The following is a 26,066-nucleotide window of genomic DNA, read 5'->3' on the forward strand; positions in this document are numbered from 1 at the left end:
ACGCCGGGCTACGACCATAGCGCACATCCTTGGAAGTCTTTGGAGGGTTTTCTTGGAATGGCTTGGTTGATCTTGGAAATCGATGGACGGTGCACTACGCTGCCCCCATGGCCGCATCAGTCGAGGAACTCGAGAAGCGCCTCACCGCCTTGCGCGCCCAATGGCGGGAATCGCGGCGCGCCGGCGACAAGACGGCGAGCGCGCGCATCCGCAAGGAACTACGCGAGGTCGAGGAGGCCTGGGAGACCGCGCTGGACGAAGAGGAGACCACGGAGGGCTCGCCCGCAGGCGCCCCGCTCCTCCCGCAAGCGGAACAGCAGCAACCGGTCGGACAACCGAGCCACGGCGCGATCCCAGTGCGCGAGCAGGTCTACCAGTCGCTGACCGTCCTCGGCGCACCCGCCTCGCCCAAGCTCATCTCCTCGGTGTACGAGGCGTTCTTCTCCGAGCCGCTGGTCGCCACCAAACTCGCCTCGCTCCGCCGAGACGAAGAGCGCTCCTTCACCGCGCAGGGCTACTCTCGCCCCTACTACATCTGCGCCGCGCTCAACCACGACCGTCTCACCGCCGCACGCGGCCTACTCGCGGTGTCGGTCTGGCCGCTGGAGCGGCGCCTCATCACCCCGCTCAGCCCACGCGCGGACTTCCTCCGACACGCGATCGGCACCGCCGAACAGATCCAACGACTCAGCGACGCCGGGCACCCGCCCACCGACGCGGCCTGGCGACTGCTGCGCCGATTCGCCCTCACTATCCCCGGCGCCTACAGCGAGGACACCCGGCCGGATCCGGCTCGTGTCCTCTCGGCCGCGCACACCGAAGCCGCAGTTCACCAAGCCGAGGGTGACAGGGAGCGGACCGCGGCGGCCCGCCGTGCACGCGAACAACTCAGTGACGTCCAACAGCTTTTCGGCGCCCGGGAACTACACAATGCCCTTCGCAGTGCTGGGGGCTTCTTGTAGTTGATCTCTGAGTGTGGAGATCAGCAACGCCCCGAACCCTCCCAAAGACGAGACGATGCCCTCTCAGCAACTCGAACCTCCCGACCGGCTCTCCCGGCTGCGCGGCGACCGGCCGCCTCAGCCGTACAGTGCCCGGAAGATCACCGCGCTCACCGCGAATCCGGCCTGCTCGAGGCGGGCCGTCCTGGACGCGTCCGGGGTCGACAAGACCGCCCTGGCTCAGCGGATGGGCTACGAACCACGCTTCGGCCAGTCGCCGTTCGCCATCGCCCGCGAGGAGGCGTTCAAGGCCTTCGTGAAATGGGGAGCGTACGCGGAACTGATCAGGCTGCTGCGTGAGGAGCTCGGCGTCCCCGTCGAGGAAGCCAAGCTACAGGACCTCACCGACGTCGGCGGCATCACCACGACCGCCGTGCGCGAGCGGGAGACCCGCAGCCTCATCGAGGCCATCGCCGCCGGTGATCAAGACCGGCTGATCCTCCAGAACCCCGTGTTGACCCTGGAGGTGGCCGGCCAGCTGGCCTACCTGGAACCCGACGCCCTGACACACCGGATCGACGGGAAGTTCCACATCGTCGCGATCAGGTCCTTCCCTGCGATCGACGGCCAGGCCAACCCGACAGCGGTCGCCCAGACCGCGAAGCAGGCCGCCGTGCACGTCCTCGCACTGCGCCGCGCGTTTGCCGCTGCGGGCCTCGACACGGAGCAGATCGCCGACACCTTCCTGCTGGTCTGCCCCAAGGACTTCTCCAACCGGCCGTACCTTCGCCAGATCGATCTCCGTCAGGAGGTCGACGCGCTCGCCTTCCAGCTGACCCGGCTCCGCCGCGCCGAGAGCCTGGTGCGGGACCTGCCGCACACGGCTACGCTGGACATTGACCAGGACCCGGGTGAACTCATGGAATCGGTAGGGCGGTTACCAGCCTCCTACGTTCCCGACTGCCTCTCGTTCTGCGAGATGGCACGCTACTGCCGTGACGAGGCGGACACCCAAGCGTCCCCGGCCCGGCTGGGCAGCGCAGTGCGGAACGACCTGCCCGGCATCGACTCCACCAGCACGGCCCTCGCCTACCTTGACAGGCTACTGCCGCAAGGCGAAGAGGCGGCCGAGACCATCGAACTGCTCCTTGCCGCCGAACGCCTGCAGCGCCTGCGCCGAGGGGATGTCGCATGAGCATGCTCACCACGGTCGCCACCCTACGGGCGACCCAGACCGGCCGAGCCCAGCCGTTGACCACCGTCCGGCACCAGCACCTTGACGCGAAGCCGTTCGTGCTGGTGCCGCTCACCCTCGCCGGAGAGGCCTGCGCACCACTCGCCGCCTTGGCCGGCACCGACCCGCAACGCCCGAACGTGCTGACCGTACGTCAGCCGCGCGACAGTACCATGAGGTTCCGCTTCGTCGAAGAGCTCGGCGCCCTACTTCTGCCGTACCTTGAGGACTGCCGTGCCGAGACCGAAAGCTACACAGCCGGCCGGGGCAAGGAAGCGGAGGAAAGGGAACGCGCTCTGCGCGCACCCCAGCTCCTCGTCCCAAACGGCGAGGGCATCGCATACCTCCGCCTGCTCGGCCGACTCACGCGGCTACGCGCAACCGAAGGTCCGCACGCCGTCCACCCCGACGTGCCAACGCTCGGCAAATGGCTGACCTGGTTCGCCGACCAGGCGGAATTCCCCGGATCCAGCACCACACTTGCGGTGAGCCGCGTTCTCACCGCCCATTGGGCGACCGGCCAGAGCTCCGCCGAGGACTCTCACTTGGCAGCAGTGGTGGCCTGGATCGACCCGCCCGAGGGCCGCAGCGGTGCGGACGCCGCCCGGGAGACCGAGGACCCGCTGGTGTGTCCGCCTGCCGGCCCCGCCACAGACCCGGGCTTCGACGGTGTCCTCCACGACCTGTTCGCCCGCTACACGGAGACCGAAGGGAGAGTGAGAGAGCGAGTCGGCGAGCGGATTGACCAGGCGCTGCTGGGGCAGCTGCGGCCGACCTGGGACCTGATCTGGCGCGGTGTCGGCCTGGCACGAAACCTGCCCGAGGGTGAGCGCGTCGCCGCGCGATGGACCTTGGACCGCCAACTGTTTACCGACTACGCGGCCTACCTTGACGAACACGGCCACCCGCAGGGCAGACGCGACCGTGCCGTGGGAGCGGCGCGGCGTCTGGCACGGCTGGAGAACGCGGTCGCCCGGTACGAAGCCGAACGAGCCTATGACGACCCCCTGGTGATGGCACAGTACGAGCTGACAGGTGAGGCCTTCAGTGGGACGGTCGTCGCCCGCGAGGAAGACCGTTTCGTCCCCGGCGCCAGGTCCCCCCTCTGGCGACCGACCATCACCGTCCACACCGACCGCCCGACGCGTCTGAGCACAGGAACCAAGGTGACCTCCCCGGCACGGCCCGGCCAATCCGCCGAGATCATCGAAATGACCCCACACGGCGGAACCGACCTGGTGGTGCTCCAGCTCAAGGGCGGCTTCGCGAGGAAACAGAAGCCGCCCGCGCCACCCGGCACACTCGCCACAGTAGGCGAGCCGGTGACCTACACGGTGCTCGACCTCGGCACCATCATGGCGAAGCTGCCCGCTGAGGAAGACACCCCGTGGACCCACGGGGGCCCGCGCAAGCCCTACGAACCGACCGATGAGGACGCCGAGGAGGAATGGGAGTGAACAGCACCACGTCCGCGACGCCGGTCCCAGCCCAGCGCACCCCTGCCGACGACACATTGAACCCGGCCCTCCGCGCTGACCGCGCGGTCGCCGCGATCCTGTCGGACCTCGACACCGCCACCGGCCGCGGGGTCGTCGTCGACTCTCCGCCCGGTGCCGGCAAATCCACCCTGGTGAAGCGAGCCACCGGCCACCTCACCGAGGCTGGCCACCAAGTGATGATCGTCGCGCAGACCAATGAGCAGGTCGACGACCTGGTCGACAACATCGCCCGGGAATACCCGGATCTGGCGGTCGGACGCCTCCACAAGTCTGACTTCATCCTGCCACCGCGCGTCGCCCGACACCCGAACGTCAGCGCCGGCGACAAGGTCGAATCCCTACGGGACCTGCCCGTCGTGGTCTCCACAGCCGCCAAGTGGGCATACGTCGACGTGGAAAAGTCCGGGACCTGGCGATGGGCCATCGTCGACGAGGCATATCAGATGCGCTCCGACGCCCTGCTCGCAACCGGCCCGCTCTTCGACGCGCCCGAATCACAGGTGCTCTTCGTCGGCGACCCGGGCCAGCTCGACCCCTTCGCCACCGTTGATACCGACCGCTGGCACGGGCTCAGCTGGGATCCACTGCGCAACGCAGTGGACGTCACCCTCGCCCACGAGAAGAGCCTGCTCCGGCATCAGCTACCCATCTCATGGCGGCTCCCAGAAATGGCCGCACCCTTGGTGGCGCAGGCGTTCTATCCGTACTACCCATTCGAGTCGGGCACCACAGCGGCCGAACGCGTGCTGACCTACGGAAGCGTGCCCCACCGGCCGACGCTGGAAGACCCGGTGCTGGCCCAAGCTGCCGCCACTGGCTGGGGCTACCTGGAACTTCCCGGCCGACACACCCTCGACCACGATCCTCAGACCGCTGAGGCACTCGCCGCGACGGCGTCCCGCCTGCTCGAGCGCGGCGCGCTGGTCAACGGCGAGCCACTGACCGAGTCCCGAATCGCGATCGGCGCAGCCCGGACGACCCAAGTGAATGCGGTACGCGCCCGGCTGGCCGATCGCGGCCTCACCGAGATCACCGTGGACACCGCCAACCGACTCCAGGGACGGGAGTTCGACGTCACCCTTGTCTGGCATCCGCTCTCCGGCCGGGCGGACGCCTCCGCGTTCCACATGGAGACCGGACGCCTGTGTGTCCTGCTCTCCCGGCATCGGTTCGCCTGCATCGTGGTGGCCCGGGCCGGAATCACCGACCTGCTCGACCGGCATCCTCGAAGCAGCCCCGTCCACCTTGACGTCCAGCCGAAGTTCCCGGACGGCTGGCGAGCTCACCAAGTAGTAATGGCGCAGCTGGAGCACAACGAACACCGAACCACGGTGCATTACTGAGGTTTTCGTTCTGTTGTCGGTGGTGACAGGTAGTGATCCCCGCGGTATGCCAATGATGCGCGGTAAGCGCAGGGTGGGAGCCTGACCGCTGAGCGGCGGGCGTTTCGTGAACAGGTCCGACTGGAGGCCGGTGCCCGGTTCGAAGCGGGCGAGAAGACTGCGGGGATCGCCCGGGATCTGCGGGTCAGCGAGCGGTCGGTGGAGCGCTGGCGGCCGTCCCGGCCGGAGACAGGGGCCGGCACCACGCACCCCCTGCGTGCCGGGGCCTGTCACGGGCCCGGCACGCGGCGTGGCGCTCCCCGTCGTGTACGGGAGGCGATGTCGTTCGGCGCAGTAGCTGCCCACCGGTCAGGTGTAGCTGCCGCGCTCGGTTTCGCGCATCCGCGCAGTTGCGCCTTCGTCCTCCCGACCTGGCCCCCCGTGATCGCCCTGGCGGCGGCATGATGCTCAGGCGGCGGTGCGGTGCTCGTCCTCGTCGATGGCGTCGTAGAGGCGGGTGCCGAGGGCCCAGCTGGTGAGGATGCGCCGGTCGACCAGGATGAGGTCGTGGCGGGCGGCGAAGGCGGCAGCGTCGCGGGTGAAGCCGTTAAGTCCGATCATGACGGGTACGTCGGCGCCGTGTTCGGGCCGGGCGGTGCCGTTGAACGTCTGGACGTCCCGGGAGCCGACGGGTTTGTTGTAGTGCTTGCACTGGAGGACGACCTTGCGGCCGTGGTGGTCCCAGGCTGTGACGTCCGCGCCGAGGTCGCCGGAGCGGCCGGAGTGCTGTACCCGGGCGAACCCGTCCCGGACGAGCAGCGCCGCGCAGGCCTTCTCGAAGTCGGTCGGGTGCATCACGTCGAGGTGATGGATCGGGTAGGTCAGGATGGCCGGTTCCTCGTCCTCGTACGCCTCGTCCGCGTAGTGCACGTACCCGCGCGGAGCGAGGAAGAGCCATCCCACCGCAAGGACGGGAACCAGGACGATCGGACTGGCGATGAGGGCCGACCACCAGGGATGGCCGATGATCCAACCCCACACGTCTGTGCTCAGCCAGTTCCAGAACGAAGTGGTCAGCCACTGCCAGAAGACCTTGGCGGCGGCCACGGTCAGAACCGCTCCGGCGATGAACTTCAGCAGCGGGTCGAAGGTGCCGTCATCGCGCACTACCGTGCCCTCCCTGTCGGATTCGGTCTGCCGGAGCTGGGCCACCGAGTGGCCTGCGTCCCAGTGTTCGGGCGGGCAGGCGCAGTAGGTCGTGCAGGGCGACGCCGTGCTCGGCCCACTGCCGGAGGCGATCGCGGTCGACCCAGTGCACGCCGTGCCTGTCGCCCCAGGCCTTGGCGTCGCGGGTGAAGGACCCGTTGGTGACGACGACCGCGGTGTCGGCCCCGTGCACCGGGCCGGCGGTGCCGTTCACCTGGTACATCACCTGGGAGGCGACTTTGGCGCCGACCTTGGTGTGCTTGGCCTGGAGCACGATGCGGCCCAGGGCCGGATGGCGGCCGATCACGTCGGCGGCCTGGTCGCCCTGCTGCCCGACCTTGCGGGCACTCCAGCCGTCGCGCACCAGCAGATCCCGCAGCGCGTACTCGAACTCCTGGTCGTCCAAGGCGTCGATGCCTGACAGACCGAGCCGCAGCGTCGCCAGGCGCTCGGTGCGGCGCCGGTCCGCGGCCCGGCGGTGCATCCACCGTGCTACCGCGCCGACGACGGCCGCGACCGCCACGCTGGCGAGAACGGGCCAAAGCCGTACGGCCGCCCGGGCACCGGCCCCGGCCGCGGGGACAAGAAGGACGAGCACCGCGAGGGCGACAGCGCAGGCCGCGACAAGCTCGATGGTGCCGCGCGGCCGGCGCAGTCTGCGCCGCCTGCGGGCCATCAACGCCCCGCCGGGGCCGAGGCCGCCGGCGCGGGAGCCGGCGGCGGGGCCGCGTCGGCGTCGCCGAAACCGATGAAGTGCCCCCACAGCCACACCGCGGCGCAGATCCCGGCGATCGTCCAACCGCTCATCCTCTTCGCGCTCGCGCCCGGGCGCGGATTGCGGCGGATGTGGCTGTGCACGACGTGGAAACCCTCGGGTACCGGCATCGGCCTCTTCTCCTCTCCGTCGGCGAGCCGCGCAGCGCGGCCCGTCCCGCTCCCTGATGTAGCAGCGAGCCACGACAGGAACCGGCGGAACACCAGCAGATGATCAGGGGCCAGGTCGCGAACCGGACAACGCCGTCGCGTGCGTCGCCTCCCGCAGCCGGACGCGCGACGTGGCTGCTGGCCTTGCAGGATGAGGTAGGCCCGAAGAGCGCATGTGGGGAGGTGGGTGGTGTCCGGGCCGGCCGCTGTCGAAGGGAAGACGCATCCCAGCTGGGCGGACGCACTTCCGCGGTAGGGCGGGCAACCCGGTCATGGATATGGCGAAAAGTGGCGGCGCACACCGGTGGTGCACGAGCGGGGACGCCAGCGCCGGCGCAGTTGGTGCCCGATGCTCCTCCAACGGCAGCCTGGCGGCTTGCGGAGACCGACTGCCGACGGATTCCTTCAAACCGCAGCCCCGTGCGAGCCGTGAAACTAACCTCGCGTCAGTTGGGAAGAGGAAAGACGAGAGGGTGGAAATGGCGCCCGGCAAGAGGAGTCCGCAGCGTGGCGATCCGATCGCGCATACCCCGCACGACGAAGGCGGTGGCCTCGCACTGCTCGGCGGGCTGGTCGCTCTCGGCACCGTCATCCAGACCGCGGCCTGGATGTGGGGACACCCACTGGTTGCGGCAACGGCCCTGACAGGCGCCGCCGTCGTCCTAATCGGCCTGCGCCAGGCACTTCGACGCACCAGCCTCGGCCTGTTACTGCGCCGGTACCTCCAGCCACTGTGGGCGCTCATCCGCGAGGGTATCTCCGCACGCCTCGTCCGCGCTCGCACTACACTCACCGCAGCTGTCACCGATCGCATCGAACAGTGGGCTCACGAGCCGCTGCGCCGAGATGCACCGGCCGAGCCCGCCGCGTCGTATGTGCGGCGCCCTCATGACCACACGCTGGAGGCGTTCGAGGCCGCTACGCCGGTGCGGTTCGAGGAGATGTGCCGCGAACTGCTGGAACGCGACGGTTTTGCCAACGCGAAGCGGGTGGGCGGCGCCGGCGACCTCGGCGCCGATGTCGTCGCTGACGACCACCTGGGACGGCGCGTGGTCCTGCAGTGCAAGCGATATGCGAATGCCGTGGGGTCCGAAGCCGTGCAGAAGTTCAACGGCACCGCGCGGCCGGTCCACGCCGCCGCCGTCCCCGTCGTCGTCGCGCTCAACGGCTTCACCGACCCCGCGGCCGACTTTGCCACCCGGCAACGGATCCACCTCGTCGACCGCGAGCGCCTCGCGCGCTGGGGCGCAGGCCGGCACCTCTACGACGTCCTGGAGATCGAGTGCGGCCCGGGGCGGCGGACCTGATCGCCGGCTGCTACTCACCGGGTGGCCCGTACCAGTAGCGGTGTCGTCGCGTCCCTCATCCCGAGAACCGGCTGATGTTGTCGGCACCGGGAACTAGGCTTTCGAGACCGCCATCGATAGGGGGCTTCGTGTACGACAACCCGCTGGCCGCCGACGTCCCGCTCGGCCCGTTCGAGGGGACACCGGTCACCGTTCACTCGGCCAAGGGCAGGAATGCCAAGCTGCACAGCACGACGGACTGCTCCCAGCTCCGGACGGCAGCGGTCACGGAAGCCAGGGTCCTGCTGGACGCCGCGACGGTCGGACGGCTGTGCGCCCAGTGCTGGCCCTGGGGGCCGTGGACGAGGTCGGGGAGCGGGCTGGGTGTCTTTCTGCGGGCGCTCGGCGGGAGTGGGCTGCTGTTCCAACTGCAGTGCTACGACGGGCCCGACGAGGACGTCGACTGGGACAGCGGGGAGGTCGAGGCCGCAGCCGGCTTTCTTCACTCGGTGACCTCGTACGAGAACGAGGACTGCGACGAGGACGGCGAAGCCCGTGACGAGGACGTCCGTCACGACGCCGCGAGGCTGCGGGACCGTGTGCTCGACCGGTGGCGTGCAGCGGCCCAGAGCTTGCACCGGGCCGAAAGCATCGCGGCGGTGTTCCCCTGGCTCGAGGACTGGGCGAAGCCGAAGCTGATCGCCAAGAAGCAGCACCTGGAGGAACTGCGCACCCACGCGGCAACGTTCGTCGACCCGGCAGGACTCCTCGCCGGCGCGGCCGCGGCCGGCATGAGCGAACCCGACCTCCCGGTGAGCGATCCCGCGTTCGGAGCGCTCGGCAAGAGCAGCGAGATCGCCAAGGGCCTCGCGGAGCTCTGGCGCGACTGGCAGCACGAAGCCGCGGGTAACCGGAACGGCTCCACCCGGCCGTCCTATGTCGTGGCGAACCTCATGCACGGAATCCGGAGCAACCGCAAGGGGTACGACCAGACCCGCTCGGCCGCCGAACAGCTCGTCGCCTCCTGGGCGGAGCACGCTCGCACCGTCGTCGCCGCCGCCGATCCCGCGTCCACGCAACGGGTGAAGGTGACGCTGCGGGAGATCAAGGAGAGGACCCCGCACCAGCCCGAGCACGGCTTCCTCCACGACATCGACTCCTGGACGCTCGGCGTCCTGGTTACCCACCTCACCGACGCCGACTGGGGCCGCCGCACCCTCACCCTCCGCGTCCCAACACTCGTCGCGGACCGACTCCTCACCAACTCCTGGCCGCTCGCCTGCGAAACCCTCGACGACGACACCGCGCCTGCGAACGGCGACGCTCACGATCCCACGAGCCACATTCAGCCCGGCGTGTTCGACGACACCCCGATCCTCGAACGGCGGCCGGTCACCGTGGAGCACCTGCGTGCCCTTCGCGCCTTCACGCCCGACGCCGATCAGCTGTTCATCGTCTTCTCGACGAGCGGCGGCGCCGAGGTCCTGCCGTTGAGGCCCTATCTTCATGCACGCCCTGAGGAAAGATCACTCAGCCGTGTGGCCATACTCGAACCGATGTCCACCATGATCGGTACGACAACGGCTTCTCAGCGGTGACGACGACCAGGAATGACCCCACGTCGCGCAACGCCTGCGCATGGGCGAGTAACTGCCCGGCCACTGTCTGGCGGTTCCTCCATCCGCTCATCTCGGCGGTGACGTCCAGCAAGTAGACGGTACCGGGCTGGGCTGGCAGAAGGGTGGCGTCCGGGGAGTCCGGGTCTTCCCAGTCAGGGCTGACCTCCTGTATGGCCAGCGGTTCTTCGCCGTCGACGCGGGCCTTCTGGGCCACCTCCCACAGGGCACGCAGACCGACGGAGCGCTTCCCCAGACCGGCTGCGCCGTCGATGACCGCGAGCGCGGGCCCTTCGCCGGTGAGCCGGGCAACGAGCTCGGCCACAACGGGCTGGCCGGAACCCGTCAGTACACCGTCGACCCACGCTAGACGCACAGCGTCGAGATCGGCAGCCGGGACGTCGGACGCGGGCAGGAGTGGCTTGGCCGTCATGGTGACCGAGCCCCCCGCCACGATGATCTGGGAGCCGGTGTTGCCGCGAACCGACACTCGCAAGCCGGCCGCCTCGACGGGCCGGAGCACGGTCGCCGGTCCCTGCGCCGCGCCGTCGGTGGGTGTGTGGTTGTTCACCGGCCCGACTCCGGGGGCCGGTAGTGGATGCCGCCGCCGGCGTTGATGGCGCCAGAGGCGATCACGACCTGGCTGTTGGTATTGTGGTGCACGCTCGTGCGGGCTTGCGGACCGCCCTCGGCGGCCGCCACTTCCGCCGACCAACCCGACCGGACCCGCCGCTACGGCTCCGACCTGTCCGATGCGGAGTGGGTGGTCGTGCGGCCGCTGCTTCCGGTCCCGGCCTGGATGAATGGGCAGGGCGGCCGTCCGGAGGGCTTCTGCCACCGGCAAATGTTGGACGCGGTGCGCCACCTGGTCGCGGAGGGCGTGTGCCGGGCGAGCCTGCCCGCCGACTTCCCCAAGTGGCGGGCCGTCTACCGGTTCTTCCGCCGCTGGCGCGACAACGACCTCATCAAGGAGCTCTACGGTCGGCTGCGTAAGCGCCTGCGCGAGCTGGCCGGGTAGCCCCCGGCAGCCAAGGACGGCGCGTCTCGGCAGGCGCGGTCGACGCCCGCCGCGGTGAAGGCCCGGCAGTTGTTGCGGTTGTCAGGCATGAGTAGGCCGGCGGCGACCGCGAGCCGACTGTTGGTGTCGATCACTACCTGCTGGTTGGTAGAGAACTGGGTAGTTCATGCTGCAGGCCGCGATCGTCCGGTCCCGGGTCGGCGCGAGGGCGCCGTCCACGATCAGTACGGTGTCCTGCCGTGGCCGCCGTGTCGGCGAGATGGCCAGCAGCGGTGCTAGGTGGTCCAGCAGGCGGTCGCGGCGGATTTCAAGATCACGAAGAGTGGACCAACCTGCCGTAACGTCAGGTTGGTCCGCCAGCAGGTGGCAACCAGCAGCACCCTGTCCTTGAGACAGAGCCGCTACGGCCGACCGCGCTGGACGCCACCACCACGACGGCGGACCAGGCCAGTTGTGCCGGAACTCTGCGGAGTGACAGGATCTGACCTGCAGCCCGAACGATGGGCGTGGTCGTCTTCCGGGAGGGGCGAACGTGTCAGCATCAGAGCACGTCGGGGAGTACTTCACCCTGCTTGAGGTCGGATCCCGTGCCGGAAGCTTCGGCGTCGTTCGCAAGGGGATCGACAGGCGAGACGGCTCCTTTGTGGCCGTGAAGTTTGTCAATAGCCAGGCCGACGAACTGAGCCGACGGGTCTTTGAGCGCGAGTGGCGCACGCTCAAGGACCTGTCACACCCCAACATCGTTCCCTACCGCGACTCCGGCATCGACGAGGCTGGCAGCTACTACATCGTGCTGGACTGGGTCGAGCGCAACCTCGACGACCTGCTCGCAGATGCCGGTCCGTGGCAGTCGTGGGATCGCCTCGCGAAAGAGATCGCTCTCCCCATTGTCGACGCGATGGCGTATACCCACCTCAAGCAGATTGAGCATCGCGATCTGAAGCCAGCGAACATCCTGATCACGTCCAGTGGGGTCGCGATGTTGGCGGACTTCGGCATCTCCAAGATGCGCGGCGATGACGAAGAGACCGTCAACACGGTCGCCGACTGGCACTCGCGGCCTTATGCACCACCCGAGATCAACGCCGACATCCGCTACGTGCGTGACGTCTACTCTCTCGGCGTCCTTCTGATTCAGTGCATGAGCTCCTCACGCCTCAAGACGTGGCATGACGTCGAGGAGGCCGTCTTGGACATCGACGTTCCGCCGGAGGTCCGGCGAATCCTGACCGCCTGCGTGGCACGTGTTCCGAGTGACCGCCCGAAGAACGCCAGCGACCTGCTCGCGGCGCTCACTGCCGCTCAGAAGCACCATGTCGCGAACGCAGCGGCGGCATCGCCAAAGCCGATCTGGCTGCGCATCACGGGTAACGCAGCAACAGCACTGGCCGGCGCACCTGAGAAGCGCGTGGAGGCTCAGACCGTCGTTCAAGCCGACCTTACCGGAGACGTTCACGCAACGTTCCTGCTCGACCGTGACTCGGGAGAACCACAGCGCGACAGCGTCTTCATCATCGGTGACTCGTGGCGCTTCAACATCAAGCCTGACGCAGACGGCGCCGTGATGGTGTCAGCGCGACAGATGGAGCTGCAAGCGCTGGAGGGGTATCGGCGTCGAGGGTTCCTACTGCCGAAGAGTTACGCGTGGACGTTCTATCGGCCAGCGAACATCGAGGCTGCCAAACAGGCGATGGCCGACTTGATCCATGGCCTCGACGAGTTCTACGCCGAGAAGGCCGAGCAGATCGCTGCTGGCACGGTCGATCGAGCCGGCGACGACCTCTTCGACACCTGGCTCCGGATCCTTGCCGCCCGCGAAGAGCTGGCGCGCGGTGAGAAGAAGCCTCTTCCATACCAGCGCTTCAAGGTCCGGGGGCGCGAGGCGACCTTCACACTCGCGGAGCCGGTTGAGCAGGACCTCATCAACACCGAGTGGCGCGTCAAGGACCAGTACACCGACCGCCGTTTCGGTTGGGGCGAAGTCGTCGAACACGATGGAGACACCCTCGTCATTCTTGGCAATCGGTGGGAAAGCATCCCAGATCGCGGTTTGCTCGTCCCTCACATCGGGCCGGACGAAGTAGCCATCGGACGCCAGCGCGAAGCAGTCATGTCAGTCAAGAACGGTTCGGCGGCGCGGCCGGAGCTGCGGGAGTTGTTGCTGCAGCCAGAGACCGCATCGGCCCCGATGCCGGTGGAAGTGACCGACTGGAGTCGCGATCTCGATCAGCGCAAGCAAGAAGCAGTCAGGGCCGCGCTCGGTGCCAAGGATGTGTACCTGGTGCAAGGTCCGCCAGGTACCGGGAAGACTAGCTTCATCGCTGAGCTGGTGGAGCAGTGCCTGCTGGCCAAGCCTGATGCTCGCGTTCTCATTGCTTCCCAAACGAACGTTGCGGTCGATAACGCCCTCGAGAAGCTCGATCAGGGCGGTTTCGCCAGCCTGGTCCGTCTAGCCAGTGCAGATCAAAGCCGCGTCAGCGAGCCGGTGCGCCACCTTCTGCTGGACGCCCAAATGAGGAAGTGGGCGCAGTCTGTCCGCCGCAAGGCGGAGTCGCACCTCAGCGCGCAGGCGGAGGCGGCCGGTATTTCGGGATCGCACCTGCGGGCAGCTCTCGCGCTGCAGCAGCTAGCTACGACCCTCCGAGAGATTGGAGCACTGCAATCGAGGGTTAAGGACGAGGAGGCGCTTCCCGAGCAGACAGAGCTCACGACCGCACTGGGGTCATCGGACTCAACCGCCTCCGTACAGGAACGCGTCGATGGCCTGATGGACCTCCGCGATGAACTCTTCGAGGAAGCCCAAGCAACTCTCGCCGGCGATCTGACATTGTCACTCAGCATGTCTCCGGAGGACGCACTCAACGCGGTCGATGTTCTCGTCGGCGAAGGCACTGAGTCGCGCGCGCTGCTGACGCATCTCCGGCTTCAAGGAGAGTGGCTCCAGCGGATCGCATCCGACCAACGCCTCGCAGCGACGTTCCTGGATCAAGTCAGTGTCATCGCCGGTACCTGTACGGGCTTTCTTCGGCACCCTGCTGTGCGCCATCTAGACATTGACCTCTGCATTGTTGACGAGGCGTCGCGGGCAACATTGACTGAGGCGCTGGTGCCAGTGTCTCGGGCCAACCGCTGGATCTTTGTCGGCGACACCAACCAGTTGCCGCCGACCGATGAAGAGCTGCTCCGTAGTAAGGAACTCCTCGATGAGCACCAGCTCACCAAGACGGACATCCAAGAGACGCTCTTCCAGCGGCTCGCCACCCACCTGCCGAAGCACTCCCAGATCCTGCTGAACCAGCAGTACCGCATGGTTCGCCCCATCGGCGATCTGATTAGTTCCTGCTTCTACGGCGGAAAGCTGGTCTCGCACCGACAGACCGGTCTGTTGGGCTACGACCGGGCGTACGGCAAGCCCGTCCTGTGGATCGACACGTCATCTCTCGGTCAACAGCGTCGTGAGTCAGCGCCGCAGGGCACTGCGACCAGCTACGCCAACCGTGCTGAAGTGCGCGTGCTCATCGATCGCCTGAAGGTGCTGAACAAGGCCATCGAACACAACCTGATCCAACCTCCGAGTCCCGGCACCCCCTTGGACGTGCTGGTGATCGCGCCCTATGCCAGCCAGGTGACGGAGATTAATGTGCAGCTCGCCGCGATGCGCAAGCGACTGCCCTATCTCGCCATGACCGTGATGTCGGTTGACGCGGTTCAGGGCCGCGAGTCCGACATCGCCATGCTCTCGGTCACCCGGAGCAACAGTACTGGGCAGCTTGGCTTCCTTGGCGCGGACTACTGGCGCCGTATCAATGTCGCGCTGTCCCGCGCTAAGTACGGCTTGACCATCGTCGGCGACGCCGGGTTCATCAAGGGTACGCCTGGTGCCCTTCGGAACGTGCTGTCCCACATCGAAACGCACCCCGATGACTGCGAGATCAGGATGGCCGACCGATGAGTCTCACCGCATCAGAACAGATCCGGCGGCGGTTCGGAAACAAGAGGCCTGGACTGGAGCTGCTCGGGCTGGTCGAGGCCGCGGTACCCGTCACGGTTCTCCGCGTGGACGTGCTTGCTCAGGAGCGCAAGCAGCTGCCGCTGCTCGACGAGTTCATCATCCAGTTCGTGCACGAGGGCGTGCGTACGATCGATGAACTGGCGGCGTTGCTCGGGCTTGAGCACGAGCAGGTGCTCAACGCCACCGCCGAGCAGATCAGCGAAGGCAACATCCGCCGGAGTGGCGGACATCTCGCCCTGACTGCGCAGGGGATCGAGGTTGCTCGGACCCTCGCCGCTATCCAGCCGGTCTTGAAGCAGTTGCCTGTCCCGTTCGACCGCATCGTCTGGAGCATCAAGAACTACGCCCAGATCGGCCTGATCAATAAGAAGGCGGCGGAGGAACATGGGTACCTCCTACTCCCGCGTAAGAAGCAAGCCAGTGTCGCACTGACGGACCTTACGGTCGAACAGTTCAACGAACTGATCCGCGACCGCGAAGACCGTGAGCGGCTCATCGAGATTCTCCGCATCCGCAAGATCGCATCCCAGACCCAGCACCTCTACTTGCCGGCACAACTTCTCGTCTACGGCAACCCAGAGCAGGGCGAGGTCGAACTGGAGCTATGCATCGACGGCGAGCTCCAACCGGCGCACGGGCTCGAACTCGCTGCCATTGGTGCTGCCAAGAAGCTGGGGTTCCAGGTCGGTCAGCCGGAGCCCCGCCCGACTCTCAGCCTGGAGCTCGAGGAGGTCCGTGTCCCGGCCGAGCAGATCGAGGCACTTGTTCAAGGCGCCGCGAAGATGCCTGACGGAGGCACGCCAGCGACCGAAGCGCCGCAGAAGGTGACGGAGATCCCCGTCCGGAGCGTCAGCATGCTGGAGCACCCCGATCACCTGAACGCCGCGCTCGACTCGGCCCGGAAGCGAATCCTCATCATCTCCCCGTGGGTTAGGGGCGGCGTCGTAACTACTAACTTCGTAGAGAGGCTTGAGCGTCGGCTGCGTACGGGCGTCGAGATTCACATCGGTCATGGCATCGGTCCAGACGACCGAGACAGCGACGAGTGGGCGCTCCGCAAGCTGCGCAATCTTGCCCAGCGTCACGAAAACAAGTTCCACTTCGTGCGACTGAAGAACACTCACGCCAAGATCCTGATCTACGACGGGATCTGGATTAATACCAGCTTCAACTGGCTCTCCTTCAAGGGCGACCCGAATCGGACATTCCGCATGGAGGAAGGCACGCTTGTGCAGATCCCGAGTGAAGTCGACAAGGCATACAAGCAGTACATCGAAGTGCTGGAGACTGACGCCAAGCCGTAGCTCCCGGCGTCGGCAGGCACGGGCTTCCAGACAAGTCACGGGCGTAGAGAACTGCATGATCCTGGAAGTCCGTCCCGCGTTCCGCGCAATTCAGCAGCCTGTAGGATCGAATCTGGGGTCTGACCTGGGCGGACAGTGCCCTGGGACAGTAACGGTGACTTCGACCCGCGACTGATCCCGATGAACGCACAGCGCCTGGCCGGCTTCAACGAGCGGATCCTGGCGCTCTACGCGCGCGGCATGTTGGTGCGCGACGTCCGCTCCCACCTTGCCCAGATCTTCGGCGTCGAGGTCAGCCACGGCAGCTGTAGTTCAATGAAGGCGTGAATGGAGCGGATCGTTTGGCCGGGCGTTCTCTGCCAGCGCCGAGGGGGAACGGTATGAGGCGCTCCGCCGGGAGCTGATCGGCACTATCGTGAAGGTGTGAGGCAAATCACTCTCGAACTCCCTCTCGCGCGCTGCCTCTCACGCACCTCTCACGGACTGGGAGTCATGAGATGTCATCAGGCGTCATGCGTGATGGACGAGGTGAGCCCTGACCTGCTGAATTCGGACTGTTGAGTATCAGCCGGACGCCAGTTCGACAGCTGGGGATCAAAGGGGATGTGGGCCCTGAGGGATGGATGTAACCTTAGATCATCGGGGGAGCTGTTCCAGGACGGAGGGACGTTTCGTTCTGTGGAAGCCGGGTCATGTGAATCGATTTGTTGAGGAGTCCACTCCGGGAGTGCCGTGCGGCTTCCTTCGCCGCTGGCGTATTTGCTACCGAGGGGCGGCCCTGACGTGTGGAGTGCCCCGCGTCGGGCCACCTCTTGATTCTGTCAAACTACCAGTTTCTGCCGCCTAGTTGTTCAGATCGAACACCGCGGTGACCGGTGCGTGGTCGGACCATCGCTCGGCGTGGGTGGCGGCGCGTTCGACGTAGGCCTCGACGCACTTCTTAGCGAGGATTCCAGTAGCGATAATTAGGTCAATCCTCCAGCCGGAGTCGTTGTCGAAGGCGCGGCCGCGGTAGGACCACCAGGTGTAGGGGCCGGTGCGGTCGGGGTGGAGGGCGCGGAGAACGTCGACGTAGCCGGCCTCGTCGTAGACGCGGGAGAGCCAGGCGCGCTCCTCGGGGAGGAAGCCGGCGGCCTTCTGGTTGCCCTTCCAGTTCTTGAGGTCCTCGGGGCGGTGGGCGATGTTCCAGTCGCCGCAGACGACGACCTCGCGGCCGTCGGTGGCGGCGCGGGTGCGCAGGGCGGTGAGGTGGACGAGGAATTCCGCCATGAAGCGTTCCTTCTCGTCCTGGCGCTCGGTGCCGACCTCACCGGAGGGGAGGTAGAGGCTGGCGACGGTCAGGCCGGGGAGGTCGATTTCGACGTACCTGCCCGAGTTGTCGAATTCCTCCGAGCCGAAGCCGATCGCCGTACGCTGCGGCTCCTGGCGGGAGAGGATCGCGACGCCGGCCCGGCCCTTTGCGGCGGAGGGGGCCCAGACCGCGTGCCAGCCGTCCAGGTCGCGCAGTTCGACGGGCAGCTGCTCGGGCTCGGAGCGCACCTCCTGCAGGCAGACCACGTCGGCCTCGGTGCCGGCCAGCCATTCGACGAGGCCCTTCTTGGCCGCTGCCCGGATTCCGTTCACGTTCACACTCGTCACCACGATCACCCGAGCAGCCTACCGACTGGACGTTCCCGGCCGGAACCGTGACGCGCGGGGCCGGGTGGCCGGCGCCGGAGGACGTGGATGGTGACAGTGACTGACAGGACCTGTCGTGAACGCGGCATGAAGATGTGCGGCGGTCCCGTCAAGCCGCGCCATTGGTCTTGACCATCTTCGGACGGAGCGCCTAGGGTCACTTACTGCAAGGACCTTTAATAAAGAAGGACGGATAAAGGCCCGCTCTCCCACCTGCCGCAACAGCGGGCAGTGGGCTCGGGATCCGCCCTCCTTGTCAGCAGGGCGGACGGCATCAGGGTGGAGGACGCGGTGGGAACGACAGGACGGCTTTCTGCGGTGCCGGAGCCGAAGTACTGGCACCTGCGCACGGTGCTGCTGCGGGCCATCGACTCGGAGTTCTCCACCGGTCAGGTGCTGCCCAACGAGCGCGAGCTCTCGGCCCGCTTCGGCGTCGCCCGGGCCACGCTGCGGCAGGCGCTCGACCAGCTGGAGCTGGAGGGCCGCCTGGTGCGTCGCCGGGGGATCGGCACCCTGATCGCCGCCCCGCGGGTCGGCGTCCCGGTCAGCCGGCAGGACGAGGGCTGGCCCGGCGCCGCGCGCAGCCAGTCCTGGCGGACGATCGACTGCACCACCGCACCCGCCTCCGCGCAGCTGGCGAAGGGCCTGGGCATCGCCGAGGGCGCCACCGTGCACACCGTGCGCCGGGTCCGCCTGGTGGAGGGCCGCGCGGTGGCCAGCGAGTCGCTGCACGTCCCCGCCGCCACCCTGCCGCACCTGCCGGGCTTCCGCGCCGAGAGCGACCGCGCCCGTTCGGTGCTGCGCCAGCTGGAGCGCCTGGAGGTGGACGGCGAGTCCCGCTCGGTCGAGCTGGGCGTCGCCGAGGCCGAGCAGGCTGCCCTGCTGGAGCGCCCGCCCGGCGCCCCGGTCCTGGTCATGACCACCCAGTACGCCGCGGCCGGCCGGCTGGTGGCGCTGGCCGTCTCCACCTACCGGGCGGACACCTGCAAGCTGACCTTCGGCGAGGCCGGCCTCGTCGAGGTCACCCCGGTCGCCCCGGCCGGCGCGACGGCCGAGGTCCGTACCGCCTCCTGAACCATTCTCCGAACACCCTCAGGTCGAGGCCCGGACGCCAACTGGCGTCCGGGCCTTTGCCGTTGGCGGCGTAGCATCGGAGGCTCCGGCGAGGTGGGGAGCGGGACGTGAGCCTGGCGGTGGAGCGGTGGGTGACCTTCGGGAGTGCTCACCCGTCCCGGATCCCGGGACGGGCGCCGTGACGGTGGAGTGGTTCCGCGTCCGGCCGGTGGAGGTGATCGAGTCGGAGGGGTACGAGCCGCGGGACACCTGGGTGTGGGAGTTCCGTGACGGGCACCTCGACACCCGTGGAACGGTGCTCGCGGTCGTCGTGCCCGAGGGCGGGCCCTGGGAGGAGGCGGTGGTGAGCGTCCCTCCGGACGTCGACGCGCTGCCGGTCGACTTCGTCCGCTGGGCGCTCGACATCGCGGAGCGACGACTGCGGGGGTAGCGACGGCTGCGGAGGTGACGTCGCCTGTGGGGGTGACGTCGCGACACCCGCGAGCCGCCCCGCCCGCGTCCGGCCCGCGTCCGGTCCGGTGTCAGGCCCGGGGCGGGTCCACCGCGAAGAGCTGCTCCTCGACGTGGTCGAGGGCGACGCGCAGGGCGCCCATGGCGACCACCTCCGAGCCGAGGGCTGCCAGGGCGACCTCCGGGGCGCGCAGGGTGAACTGGGCCAGGCGTTCGCGCAGCGGGTCCAGGACACCGTCGAGGCCGGCCGCCCAGCCACCGATCACCACCAGCTGCGGGTCGATGGCGAGGACGAGCGCGGCGACGCCCTGGACGAGGCGGGTGAGGAAGCGGTCCATGGCGACCTTGGCCACCTCGTCGCCCTCCCGGGCCAGCCGCAGCACGCGGGCCACGGCCGCCTCGTCCAGCGGGTTGAGGGGCTTTCCGGTGGTGGACAGCAGGCGCTCGGGGGTGACCTCCTGGCCGAGCAGGTGCAGGGCGCCGATCTCGCCGGCCGCGCCGCCGAACCCGCGGTGCAGCCTGCCACCGATGAGGGAGCCGGCGCCGGGGCTGAGGCCGGCCATCACGAAGACGACGTCGTCGGCGCCGACCGCCGCGCCCTGCCAGTGCTCGGCGATGGCGGCCAGGTTGGCGTCGTTCTCGATCAGGACCGGGCAGCGGAACGAGCGCCGCAGCCGGGCGCCGAGGTCCAGCCCGGTCCAGCCGGGCATCGCGGTGCCCAGTTGGACGGTGCCCTCGCGGTCCACGATGCCGGGGGTGCCGACGCCGACCGACCACAGGTTGTCCCGGGAGATGCCGGCCTTGCGCAGCACCTCGGCCACGGCGGTGCGGACGGCGGCGAGCCGGTCCTCGGCGTCGAGGGTCTCGTCCACCGGCTTGAAGTGACTGCCCACCACCTCGCCGGTGAGGTCGGCCAGGATGACCCGGATGTCGTGCACGCCGATCTCGATGCCGAGGATGTGCCCGGCCTCGGCTCGGAAGCGGAACCAGCGGGCCGGGCGGCCGCGGCGGCCGGGGCCCGGCTGGCCGTCCTCCCGCGGCTGCTCGACCTCGGAGACCAGTCCGGTCTCGACCAGGCCCTCGATCACGCCCTCGACCGTCGGGCGGGAGAGCCCGGTCTCGCCGACGAGCTGAGTGAGGGTCACGGAGTGGCCGTTGCGCAGCGCCCGGAGCGTGACCGCCGCGTTGATCCGCCGCAGCAGCGAGGAGTCTCCTCCGGTGAGCCGATCCGCCAATGCGATGCCCTTCGCCGTTCGCGCGACTGCCCTGGCGCGCGGTGTCGAGTGCGCGGTGCCCACCGAATGGCCCGCGGGGGTGCGCCCCCGAAGAACGCGGCACGGCGGCAGGGGGCCGCCTGCGCGAGGGCCGGAGGACACACGGAGCCTACCCGGGGACGGGGCCGGGCGGCGAGGATCCTCGCAGCTCATCCAGGCTTCGGTATCGAAATGGTACGGACCGGGTGGCGGTGCGTGATCCGGACTTCACCGCTCGGCCACGGTGGGCCGCTGGGCGAGCCGCCGGAGCCGCACCGACCGGAGGGAACGCTCCGACAGCAGCGAGCCGAGGCTGCGCCGGGAGTCGGCCGACAGGGCGCTGAGGGTGGAACAGGCCGCCCTGATCGAGCCGATGGAGCCGAGGGACAGGACGGACCCGATCGAGCCGATGGAGCCGATCGATCCGATGGAACCGATGGAACCGATGGACCCGATCGATCCGATGGACAGGATGGAACCGATGGAGCCGATCGACAGGACGGATCCGATCGACCCGATGGAGTCGATCGACAGCAGTGATCCGAGGGAGCTGAGGGAGGCGATGGACCCGCGGGCGGGTCGGGCCGGACGCGTGGAAGCGGTCATGGCCCTTGAGCCTAGCCAGCCTCACCCCCGGGCGCCGCCCGTTGGTCCACCCGGGCTGCGAACAGTCGCTGCCCGAGCAGTGCCATCGGGTGCCCGTCCTCCGGCAGGGTCAGCACCGTCGGGCAGCCCGCGGCGGTCAGTGCCGCCTGCCACTGCTCCGCCGGGCGGGCGGTGGGGCCGTGGGCGTCGCCGGTGATCAGCAGGTCGAGCTGTTCGGTGGTGGGCGCGAGCAGTAGCAGCCGACCGCCGGGGGAGAGCAGCCGGACCAGGGCGGGGACCTGCTGTTCCGGTTCTCCGGTCGAGGTCGAGGTCGAGGTCGAGGTCGAGGCCGAGGTGGTGGTGGCGGTCGAGGTCGAGCTGGCGGTCGCAATCGGGGTGGCGGTGGCGGTGGCGGTGGCGGTGGTGACGGCGGTCGCGCTGGCGATGACGACGTCGTAGCGCTCGCCGTCGGGCGCGGAGTGGTGCTCGACGGTCTGCCGGGGCCGCCCGGCGAGCGCCCGGGCGATGGCGGGCTCGCCGCCCTCGGGGTCGAGTTCGAGCACGCGCAGCGGTCCGGGCCCCTGGTGGGCTTCGGCGGAGCCGCGCACCAGCGCGCCGAGGGCGGCGCCGAGGTAGCCGCGGGCGGCGGCCAGGCGGACCGGGGCGGCGGCCGGCCGGGGGTCCTCCTGGCCGGTGATCACCCGGGGCAGGCGCAGGGCGTCGCGCCGGACCCGGTTCAGGGCGGCGGCCGGGCCGAGCCCGTCCGCCCAGGTCTCGACGGCCGGGCGCCAGGTGTCCCGGACGTCGGCGGCGGCGGACGGCCCGGGCCCGCCGTGGAAGAGCGGGCCCTGGGTGCCGCCGTCCTGGCGGGTGATCAGGCCGTACCGGGCGAGGGCGTCGAGCCAGCGGGCGACCCTGGGGCGCTGGGCGGGCGTGACCATGGCGGTGGCGAGGACCTCGGCCTCGGGGTGGCCGCGCGCGGGGTCGGTGAGCACGCCGCTCTGCTGGAGGGTGTGCAGCAGTGCGGCGAGTACGGCCCGGTCGAGCTGGGCGCCGAAGTCGCGGACGTGTGCGGCGGTGATGCCGATGCTGTGCTTCCAGGCGGCGGCCGTGGCGCTCTCGGAGTCGGCGCGCAGTCGGCGGTCGGCGGCCTCGGCGTTGCTGTCCGGGGCGCGGACGTGGGCGAGGACGGCGCCGAGCGCGTCGACGGCGGCGTAGACGTCCTCCTGCCGGGGTTCGGGGCCGACGTGCAGGACCAGGCGCAGCGCGCCGAGGTCGTGGGCGGTGAGGCCGGGCTGCCGGCTGAGCGGCCAGAGCAGGGCGGAGGGCAGGCTGAGGTGGGTGGCCCGGGCGGCGGCGACGGCTTCGAGCTGCTGCTCGGGCCGCTGTTCCGGGTCGCCGCAGTGGACGGTGCCGCCGGCCAGCAGGGTGGCGAGGGCGAGGTCGACGGCGAGGTCGGTGACCGGGTGGAGGAGGGTGTGCCGGATCGGGGGCGTGCCGAGGACGCCGGCCCAGTGGCGCAGCCGCTGTTCGGCGGCCCGGGCGGCGGAGGGCGGCAGCGCGGCGTGCTCGGCGACGCGCCGGGCGAGGGTGCGGGGCAGCCCGCCCGGCGGGGAGACGCCGAGCAGGAGGCCGATGCCGCTGATCGCGCGCCCGTCGGCGACGACGGCGGGTCGGTCGCCGAGTTCGCGCAGCGCGCTGACCAGGGCGGGAGTCGTGGGCACGGTGATCACTCCGGGGTGCGGGGCGGAAACCGCACTACTGAACCACGGTGGCGGGGCGCGGAAGACCGGTCGCAAGTCAAACTTCTGTAATGATTTTCATATCGGACAGCCAAGCTGTCGAGGCGAAGTCACCCCGAAGCGGTCGGAACTTCACATTCCGGAGGCCTTGTGCGATCCCTTGACAGGTGGTTCGGGTACTGGATCAATGGAGCCGAGGAGGCCTGACCGAACGATCGGTCGGCCATTCTGGATCGGCAGCGCAGCGAAGGAGCGACGATGACCGGCACCGCACCCGTCCCGCACCGACACCTCGGGGAGCCGCTCCCGCCGGAGCTCCTGGACGCCGGTGAGCGGATGGGGCAGGACGAGCTGCGCGCCCACCAGCTCACCCGGCTGCGGGCCACCCTGCGGCACGCGTACGACAACGTCGAGCTGTACCGCCGCAAGTTCGACGCCGCCGGGATCCGCCCCGAGGACTGTCGCACCCTGGACGACCTCGCCCGCTTCCCGTTCACCACCAAGGCCGACCTGCGTGAGGGCTACCCCTTCGGGATGTTCGCCGTCCCGATGGAGCGGGTCCGCCGGATCCACGCCTCCAGCGGCACCACCGGACTGCCGACCGTGGTCGGCTACACCGACGACGACCTCTCCATGTGGGCCGACGTGGTCGCCCGCTCGATCCGCGCGGCCGGCGGCCGGCCCGGCCACAAGGTGCACATCGCCTACGGCTACGGGCTGTTCACCGGAGGCCTCGGCGCCCACTACGGCGCCGAGCGGGCCGGCTGCACCGTCATCCCGGCCTCCGGCGGCATGACGGCCCGCCAGGTGCGGCTGATCCTGGACTTCGAGCCCGAGATCATCATGGTCACCCCGTCCTACCTGCTGACCCTGCTGGACGAGTTCGAGAAGCAGGGCGTCGACCCGCGCGGCACCTCGCTGCGGATCGGCATCTTCGGAGCCGAGCCCTGGACGGAGGAGATGCGGCGCGAGATCGAGGAACGGCTCGACCTGCACGCCGTCGACATCTACGGCCTCTCCGAGGTGGTCGGCCCCGGCATCGCCCAGGAGTGCGTGGACACCAAGGACGGGCTGCACATCTGGGAGGACCACTTCTACCCGGAGGTCGTCGACCCGTTCACCGACGAGGTGCTGCCCGAGGGGGAGGGCGGCGAGCTGGTCTTCACCTCGCTCACCAAGGAGGCCCTGCCGATCATCCGCTACCGCACCCGCGACCTCAGCCGGCTGCTGCCCGGCACCGCGCGGCCGGCCTTCCGGCGGATGGAGAAGGTCACCGGGCGCAGCGACGACATGATCATCCTGCGCGGGGTGAACGTCTTCCCGACCCAGATCGAGGAGATCCTGCTGCGCACCCCGGGCGTCGCGCCGCACTTCCAGCTGCGGCTCGGCCGGCAGGGGCGGCTGGACCACATGACCGTCCGGGTGGAGGCCCGGCCGGACGCCTCCACCGAGCAGCGGGAGTCGGCGCGGACGGAGATCGTCCGGGCGGTGAAGGACGGGGTCGGGATCACCGTCGCGGCCGAGGTGGTGGACCCGTACACGCTGGAGCGCTCGGTCGGCAAGATCAAGCGGGTGGTGGACGAGCGCGGGTGAACCCGGGCGGGAGTGAACCGGGCCGGGGTGAACCCGGCCGGTGGAGGCGGGCGTTGGTGCGGGAGCACCTCCTCGCGGGCTCTATGCTGCGGGCATGCCGAGTGAGCTGCGCACTCTTCAGCCCGCCGAGGACCTCGCCTTCATCCGGCGGGAGACCGAGCTGAAGCCCGTCCCCTTCGTGCCCGAGATCAGCCTGCACATGGCCGAGGACGCCATCGCCCTGTGGGAGACCACCGAGCGGGCGCGCGGTGCGGACGGGCTGCCGCCGCCGTTCTGGGCCTTCGCCTGGGCGGGCGGGGTGGCGGTCGCCCGCTACGTGCTGGACCACCCCGAACTGGTCGCCGGCCGCCGGGTGTTGGACGTCGCGGCCGGCTCCGGGCTGGTCGGGGTGGCCGCCGCGCTGCGCGGGGCGACGGAGGTGCGCGCCGCCGAGATCGACGCCTACGCGGTGGCCGCGATCGGGCTGAACGCCGGGGCCAACGGGGTGCGGGTGGACGGCGCCCTGGTGGACCTGGTGGACGGCGACGGCGGGCCCGCCGAGGTGGTGCTCGCGGGCGACGTCTTCTACGAACGGGCCATGGCCGCCCGCTTCCTGCCCTTCCTCGAGCGGGCCGCCGCGCGCGGGGCCACGGTGATCGTCGGCGACCCGGGCCGCGCCTACCTGCCCCGGGAGCGGTTCACGGCGGTGGCGGCGTACCAGGTGCCGGTGGTCGCGGACCTGGAGGACACCGCGGTCAAGACCACCACGGTCTGGCGCCTCGGCTGACCGTCCAGGGCGTGGAATTCCGGGTGGCCGGGCGGAACGGGCTGCTAGACAGACCGGCATGACCGACCAGATCGCGCTGCGCGCCGCCGTCCCCGACGAGATCCCCGCCCTGCTCGCCCTGTGGGCCCGGGCCGCCAAGGGCACCAGCATCACCGACGACGAGGCGGGGGTGGCCGCGCTGCTCGCCCGGGACCCGGACTGCCTGATCGTCGCCACCCCGGCCGGGGACCCGGCGACCGTCCTCGGCACGGTGATCGCCGGCTGGGACGGTTGGCGCTGCCACCTCTACCGCCTCGCCGTCGACCCCGCGCACCGCCGCCGGGGCATCGGCACCGCACTGCTGGCCGCCGCCGAGCGGCGCTTCGCCGCGCTCGGCGGGCGGCGCGCCGACGCCATGGTGCTGGACGACAACGCCCTCGGCCACCGCACCTGGCAGGCGGCAGGGTACGAGGCCCAGCCGCAGTGGAGCCGCTGGGTCAAGCCGCTGGCGGACTGACCGTCGGCAGGGGGGCGGGGGCGGGGCCCCCCGGCCGCGAAAAAACCAACAACAGGGGGGCCGGGGCC

Annotated in this window: 23 protein-coding genes and 2 pseudogenes; 16 read left to right on the plus strand and 9 right to left on the minus strand. The window is 69.4% G+C overall.

Going from position 1 to position 26,066, the window contains the following annotated elements:
- The first annotated feature begins 107 nt into the window (after positions 1–107).
- The 5 genes from ABZ449_RS22610 to ABZ449_RS22630 all read left to right on the plus strand — a co-directional run bounded on the left by ABZ449_RS22610 (position 108) and on the right by ABZ449_RS22630 (position 5,461).
- On the plus strand, positions 108–962 hold the full coding sequence (locus ABZ449_RS22610; RefSeq protein ID WP_360348629.1) for a hypothetical protein: 855 nt from the start codon (positions 108–110) through the stop codon (positions 960–962).
- 13 nt (positions 963–975) lie between these two features.
- Positions 976–2,136 carry a hypothetical protein gene (locus ABZ449_RS22615; protein ID WP_360348632.1) on the plus strand — a complete coding sequence of 387 codons (1,161 nt, stop codon included), beginning with the start codon at positions 976–978 and terminating at the stop codon, positions 2,134–2,136.
- Complete coding sequence (locus ABZ449_RS22620; protein WP_360348635.1) at positions 2,133–3,632, plus strand: hypothetical protein; 1,500 nt, start codon at positions 2,133–2,135, stop codon at positions 3,630–3,632. The genes ABZ449_RS22615 and ABZ449_RS22620 overlap by 4 nt, the downstream gene beginning before the upstream one ends.
- A gap of 56 nt (positions 3,633–3,688) precedes the next feature.
- Positions 3,689–5,017: an AAA family ATPase gene (locus ABZ449_RS22625; protein ID WP_360348687.1), complete on the plus strand. Its 1,329-nt coding sequence runs from the start codon at positions 3,689–3,691 to the stop codon at positions 5,015–5,017.
- An 81-nt stretch (positions 5,018–5,098) separates the two neighbouring features.
- The gene (locus tag ABZ449_RS22630; RefSeq protein ID WP_360348690.1) at positions 5,099–5,461 is read left to right on the plus strand and encodes a helix-turn-helix domain-containing protein; all 363 of its coding nucleotides are present in this window, start codon (positions 5,099–5,101) and stop codon (positions 5,459–5,461) included.
- A gap of 3 nt (positions 5,462–5,464) precedes the next feature.
- Here the strand turns inward: ABZ449_RS22630 and ABZ449_RS22635 are convergent, their stop codons facing one another.
- Genes ABZ449_RS22635 through ABZ449_RS22645 form a run of 3 tightly spaced genes read right to left on the minus strand, consistent with a single transcriptional unit; the run spans position 5,465 to position 7,087 of the window.
- Positions 5,465–6,163, minus strand: a complete 699-nt coding sequence (locus ABZ449_RS22635) for a restriction endonuclease (protein ID WP_360348638.1) — start codon at positions 6,161–6,163, stop codon at positions 5,465–5,467.
- A complete protein-coding gene (locus ABZ449_RS22640; RefSeq protein WP_360348641.1) occupies positions 6,153–6,878 on the minus strand; it encodes a restriction endonuclease in 726 nt (241 codons plus the stop codon). Before ABZ449_RS22640 ends, ABZ449_RS22635 begins: the two co-directional genes overlap by 11 nt.
- Positions 6,878–7,087 carry a hypothetical protein gene (locus ABZ449_RS22645; protein WP_360348644.1) on the minus strand — a complete coding sequence of 70 codons (210 nt, stop codon included), beginning with the start codon at positions 7,085–7,087 and terminating at the stop codon, positions 6,878–6,880. Before ABZ449_RS22645 ends, ABZ449_RS22640 begins: the two co-directional genes overlap by 1 nt.
- A 518-nt stretch (positions 7,088–7,605) precedes the next feature.
- Between ABZ449_RS22645 and ABZ449_RS22650 the strand changes: the two genes are divergently transcribed.
- Positions 7,606–8,433: a restriction endonuclease gene (locus tag ABZ449_RS22650; RefSeq protein WP_360348693.1), complete on the plus strand. Its 828-nt coding sequence runs from the start codon at positions 7,606–7,608 to the stop codon at positions 8,431–8,433.
- Positions 8,434–8,507: 74 nt separating this feature from the next.
- Positions 8,508–10,010 (plus strand): hypothetical protein, encoded by a 1,503-nt coding sequence (locus ABZ449_RS22655; RefSeq protein ID WP_360348647.1) that lies wholly within the window; start codon positions 8,508–8,510, stop codon positions 10,008–10,010.
- Here the strand turns inward: ABZ449_RS22655 and ABZ449_RS22660 are convergent.
- Positions 9,943–10,599, minus strand: a complete 657-nt coding sequence (locus ABZ449_RS22660; RefSeq protein ID WP_360348650.1) for a hypothetical protein — start codon at positions 10,597–10,599, stop codon at positions 9,943–9,945. The two genes, ABZ449_RS22655 and ABZ449_RS22660, sit on opposite strands and share 68 nt — an antisense overlap.
- A 228-nt stretch (positions 10,600–10,827) precedes the next feature.
- Between ABZ449_RS22660 and ABZ449_RS22665 the strand changes: the two genes are divergently transcribed.
- Positions 10,828–11,046 (plus strand): transposase, encoded by a 219-nt coding sequence (locus ABZ449_RS22665; protein WP_360348653.1) that lies wholly within the window; start codon positions 10,828–10,830, stop codon positions 11,044–11,046.
- On the opposite strand, the pseudogene ABZ449_RS22670 reads toward ABZ449_RS22665, so the two are convergent.
- A pseudogene (locus ABZ449_RS22670) lies at positions 11,043–11,492 on the minus strand (transposase family protein); the annotation flags it as partial. The gene ABZ449_RS22665 and the pseudogene ABZ449_RS22670 overlap by 4 nt on opposite strands.
- Positions 11,493–11,578: 86 nt before the next feature.
- On the opposite strand from ABZ449_RS22670, the gene ABZ449_RS22675 reads away from it, so the two are divergent.
- The 3 genes and pseudogenes from ABZ449_RS22675 to ABZ449_RS22685 all read left to right on the plus strand — a co-directional run.
- Positions 11,579–14,998 carry an AAA domain-containing protein gene (locus tag ABZ449_RS22675; RefSeq protein WP_360348656.1) on the plus strand — a complete coding sequence of 1,140 codons (3,420 nt, stop codon included), beginning with the start codon at positions 11,579–11,581 and terminating at the stop codon, positions 14,996–14,998.
- Complete coding sequence (locus ABZ449_RS22680) at positions 14,995–16,362, plus strand: hypothetical protein (protein ID WP_360348658.1); 1,368 nt, start codon at positions 14,995–14,997, stop codon at positions 16,360–16,362. The genes ABZ449_RS22675 and ABZ449_RS22680 overlap by 4 nt, the downstream gene beginning before the upstream one ends.
- Before the next feature lie 135 nt (positions 16,363–16,497).
- Positions 16,498–16,689 (plus strand): annotated as a pseudogene (locus ABZ449_RS22685) (transposase); the annotation flags it as partial.
- 516 nt (positions 16,690–17,205) lie between these two features.
- Here the strand turns inward: ABZ449_RS22685 and ABZ449_RS22690 are convergent.
- Positions 17,206–18,009 carry an exodeoxyribonuclease III gene (locus tag ABZ449_RS22690; RefSeq protein ID WP_360348661.1) on the minus strand — a complete coding sequence of 268 codons (804 nt, stop codon included), beginning with the start codon at positions 18,007–18,009 and terminating at the stop codon, positions 17,206–17,208.
- A 321-nt stretch (positions 18,010–18,330) separates the two neighbouring features.
- Here ABZ449_RS22690 and ABZ449_RS22695 point away from each other — a divergent pair, with 321 nt between their 5' ends.
- Positions 18,331–19,113, plus strand: a complete 783-nt coding sequence (locus ABZ449_RS22695; protein ID WP_360348663.1) for a GntR family transcriptional regulator — start codon at positions 18,331–18,333, stop codon at positions 19,111–19,113.
- A gap of 178 nt (positions 19,114–19,291) precedes the next feature.
- Entirely contained in the window at positions 19,292–19,543 is a 252-nt protein-coding gene (locus ABZ449_RS22700; protein ID WP_360348666.1) for a hypothetical protein, read from the plus strand.
- 91 nt (positions 19,544–19,634) lie between these two features.
- On the opposite strand, the gene ABZ449_RS22705 is transcribed toward ABZ449_RS22700, so the two are convergent.
- The 3 genes from ABZ449_RS22705 to ABZ449_RS22715 all read right to left on the minus strand — a co-directional run bounded on the left by ABZ449_RS22705 (position 19,635) and on the right by ABZ449_RS22715 (position 23,125).
- On the minus strand, positions 19,635–20,798 hold the full coding sequence (locus tag ABZ449_RS22705) for an ROK family protein (protein WP_360348669.1): 1,164 nt from the start codon (positions 20,796–20,798) through the stop codon (positions 19,635–19,637).
- Positions 20,799–21,044: 246 nt separating this feature from the next.
- Positions 21,045–21,422, minus strand: a complete 378-nt coding sequence (locus tag ABZ449_RS22710; RefSeq protein ID WP_360348672.1) for a hypothetical protein — start codon at positions 21,420–21,422, stop codon at positions 21,045–21,047.
- A gap of 11 nt (positions 21,423–21,433) precedes the next feature.
- Complete coding sequence (locus ABZ449_RS22715; protein ID WP_360348675.1) at positions 21,434–23,125, minus strand: hypothetical protein; 1,692 nt, start codon at positions 23,123–23,125, stop codon at positions 21,434–21,436.
- Positions 23,126–23,401: 276 nt separating this feature from the next.
- Here ABZ449_RS22715 and paaK point away from each other — a divergent pair, with 276 nt between their 5' ends.
- The 3 genes from paaK to ABZ449_RS22730 all read left to right on the plus strand — a co-directional run bounded on the left by paaK (position 23,402) and on the right by ABZ449_RS22730 (position 25,998).
- The gene (gene paaK / locus ABZ449_RS22720) at positions 23,402–24,736 is read left to right on the plus strand and encodes a phenylacetate--CoA ligase PaaK (RefSeq protein ID WP_360348678.1); all 1,335 of its coding nucleotides are present in this window, start codon (positions 23,402–23,404) and stop codon (positions 24,734–24,736) included.
- A gap of 94 nt (positions 24,737–24,830) precedes the next feature.
- On the plus strand, positions 24,831–25,502 hold the full coding sequence (locus tag ABZ449_RS22725; protein WP_360348681.1) for a 50S ribosomal protein L11 methyltransferase: 672 nt from the start codon (positions 24,831–24,833) through the stop codon (positions 25,500–25,502).
- Positions 25,503–25,518: 16 nt separating this feature from the next.
- Complete coding sequence (locus tag ABZ449_RS22730; RefSeq protein WP_360348696.1) at positions 25,519–25,998, plus strand: GNAT family N-acetyltransferase; 480 nt, start codon at positions 25,519–25,521, stop codon at positions 25,996–25,998.
- The last annotated feature ends 68 nt before the right edge of the window (positions 25,999–26,066 follow it).

Origin of the sequence: Kitasatospora sp. NPDC005856 (assembly GCF_040629945.1) — a bacterium.
In the GTDB taxonomy this organism is placed as follows: domain Bacteria; phylum Actinomycetota; class Actinomycetes; order Streptomycetales; family Streptomycetaceae; genus Kitasatospora.

Bases quoted from the DNA above. Each gene is read 5' to 3' on its own strand.
- ABZ449_RS22610 (WP_360348629.1), top strand. From the start codon at position 108: ATGGCCGCATCAGTCGAGGAACTCGAGAAGCGCCTCACCGCCTTGCGC.
- ABZ449_RS22620 (WP_360348635.1), top strand. From the start codon at position 2,133: ATGAGCATGCTCACCACGGTCGCCACCCTACGGGCGACCCAGACCGGC.
- ABZ449_RS22640 (WP_360348641.1), bottom strand. From the start codon at position 6,878: ATGGCCCGCAGGCGGCGCAGACTGCGCCGGCCGCGCGGCACCATCGAG.
- ABZ449_RS22645 (WP_360348644.1), bottom strand. From the start codon at position 7,087: ATGCCGGTACCCGAGGGTTTCCACGTCGTGCACAGCCACATCCGCCGC.
- ABZ449_RS22650 (WP_360348693.1), top strand. From the start codon at position 7,606: ATGGCGCCCGGCAAGAGGAGTCCGCAGCGTGGCGATCCGATCGCGCAT.
- ABZ449_RS22655 (WP_360348647.1), top strand. From the start codon at position 8,508: ATGTTGTCGGCACCGGGAACTAGGCTTTCGAGACCGCCATCGATAGGG.
- ABZ449_RS22665 (WP_360348653.1), top strand. From the start codon at position 10,828: ATGAATGGGCAGGGCGGCCGTCCGGAGGGCTTCTGCCACCGGCAAATG.
- ABZ449_RS22680 (WP_360348658.1), top strand. From the start codon at position 14,995: ATGAGTCTCACCGCATCAGAACAGATCCGGCGGCGGTTCGGAAACAAG.
- ABZ449_RS22710 (WP_360348672.1), bottom strand. From the start codon at position 21,422: ATGACCGCTTCCACGCGTCCGGCCCGACCCGCCCGCGGGTCCATCGCC.
- paaK (WP_360348678.1), top strand. From the start codon at position 23,402: ATGACCGGCACCGCACCCGTCCCGCACCGACACCTCGGGGAGCCGCTC.
- ABZ449_RS22725 (WP_360348681.1), top strand. From the start codon at position 24,831: ATGCCGAGTGAGCTGCGCACTCTTCAGCCCGCCGAGGACCTCGCCTTC.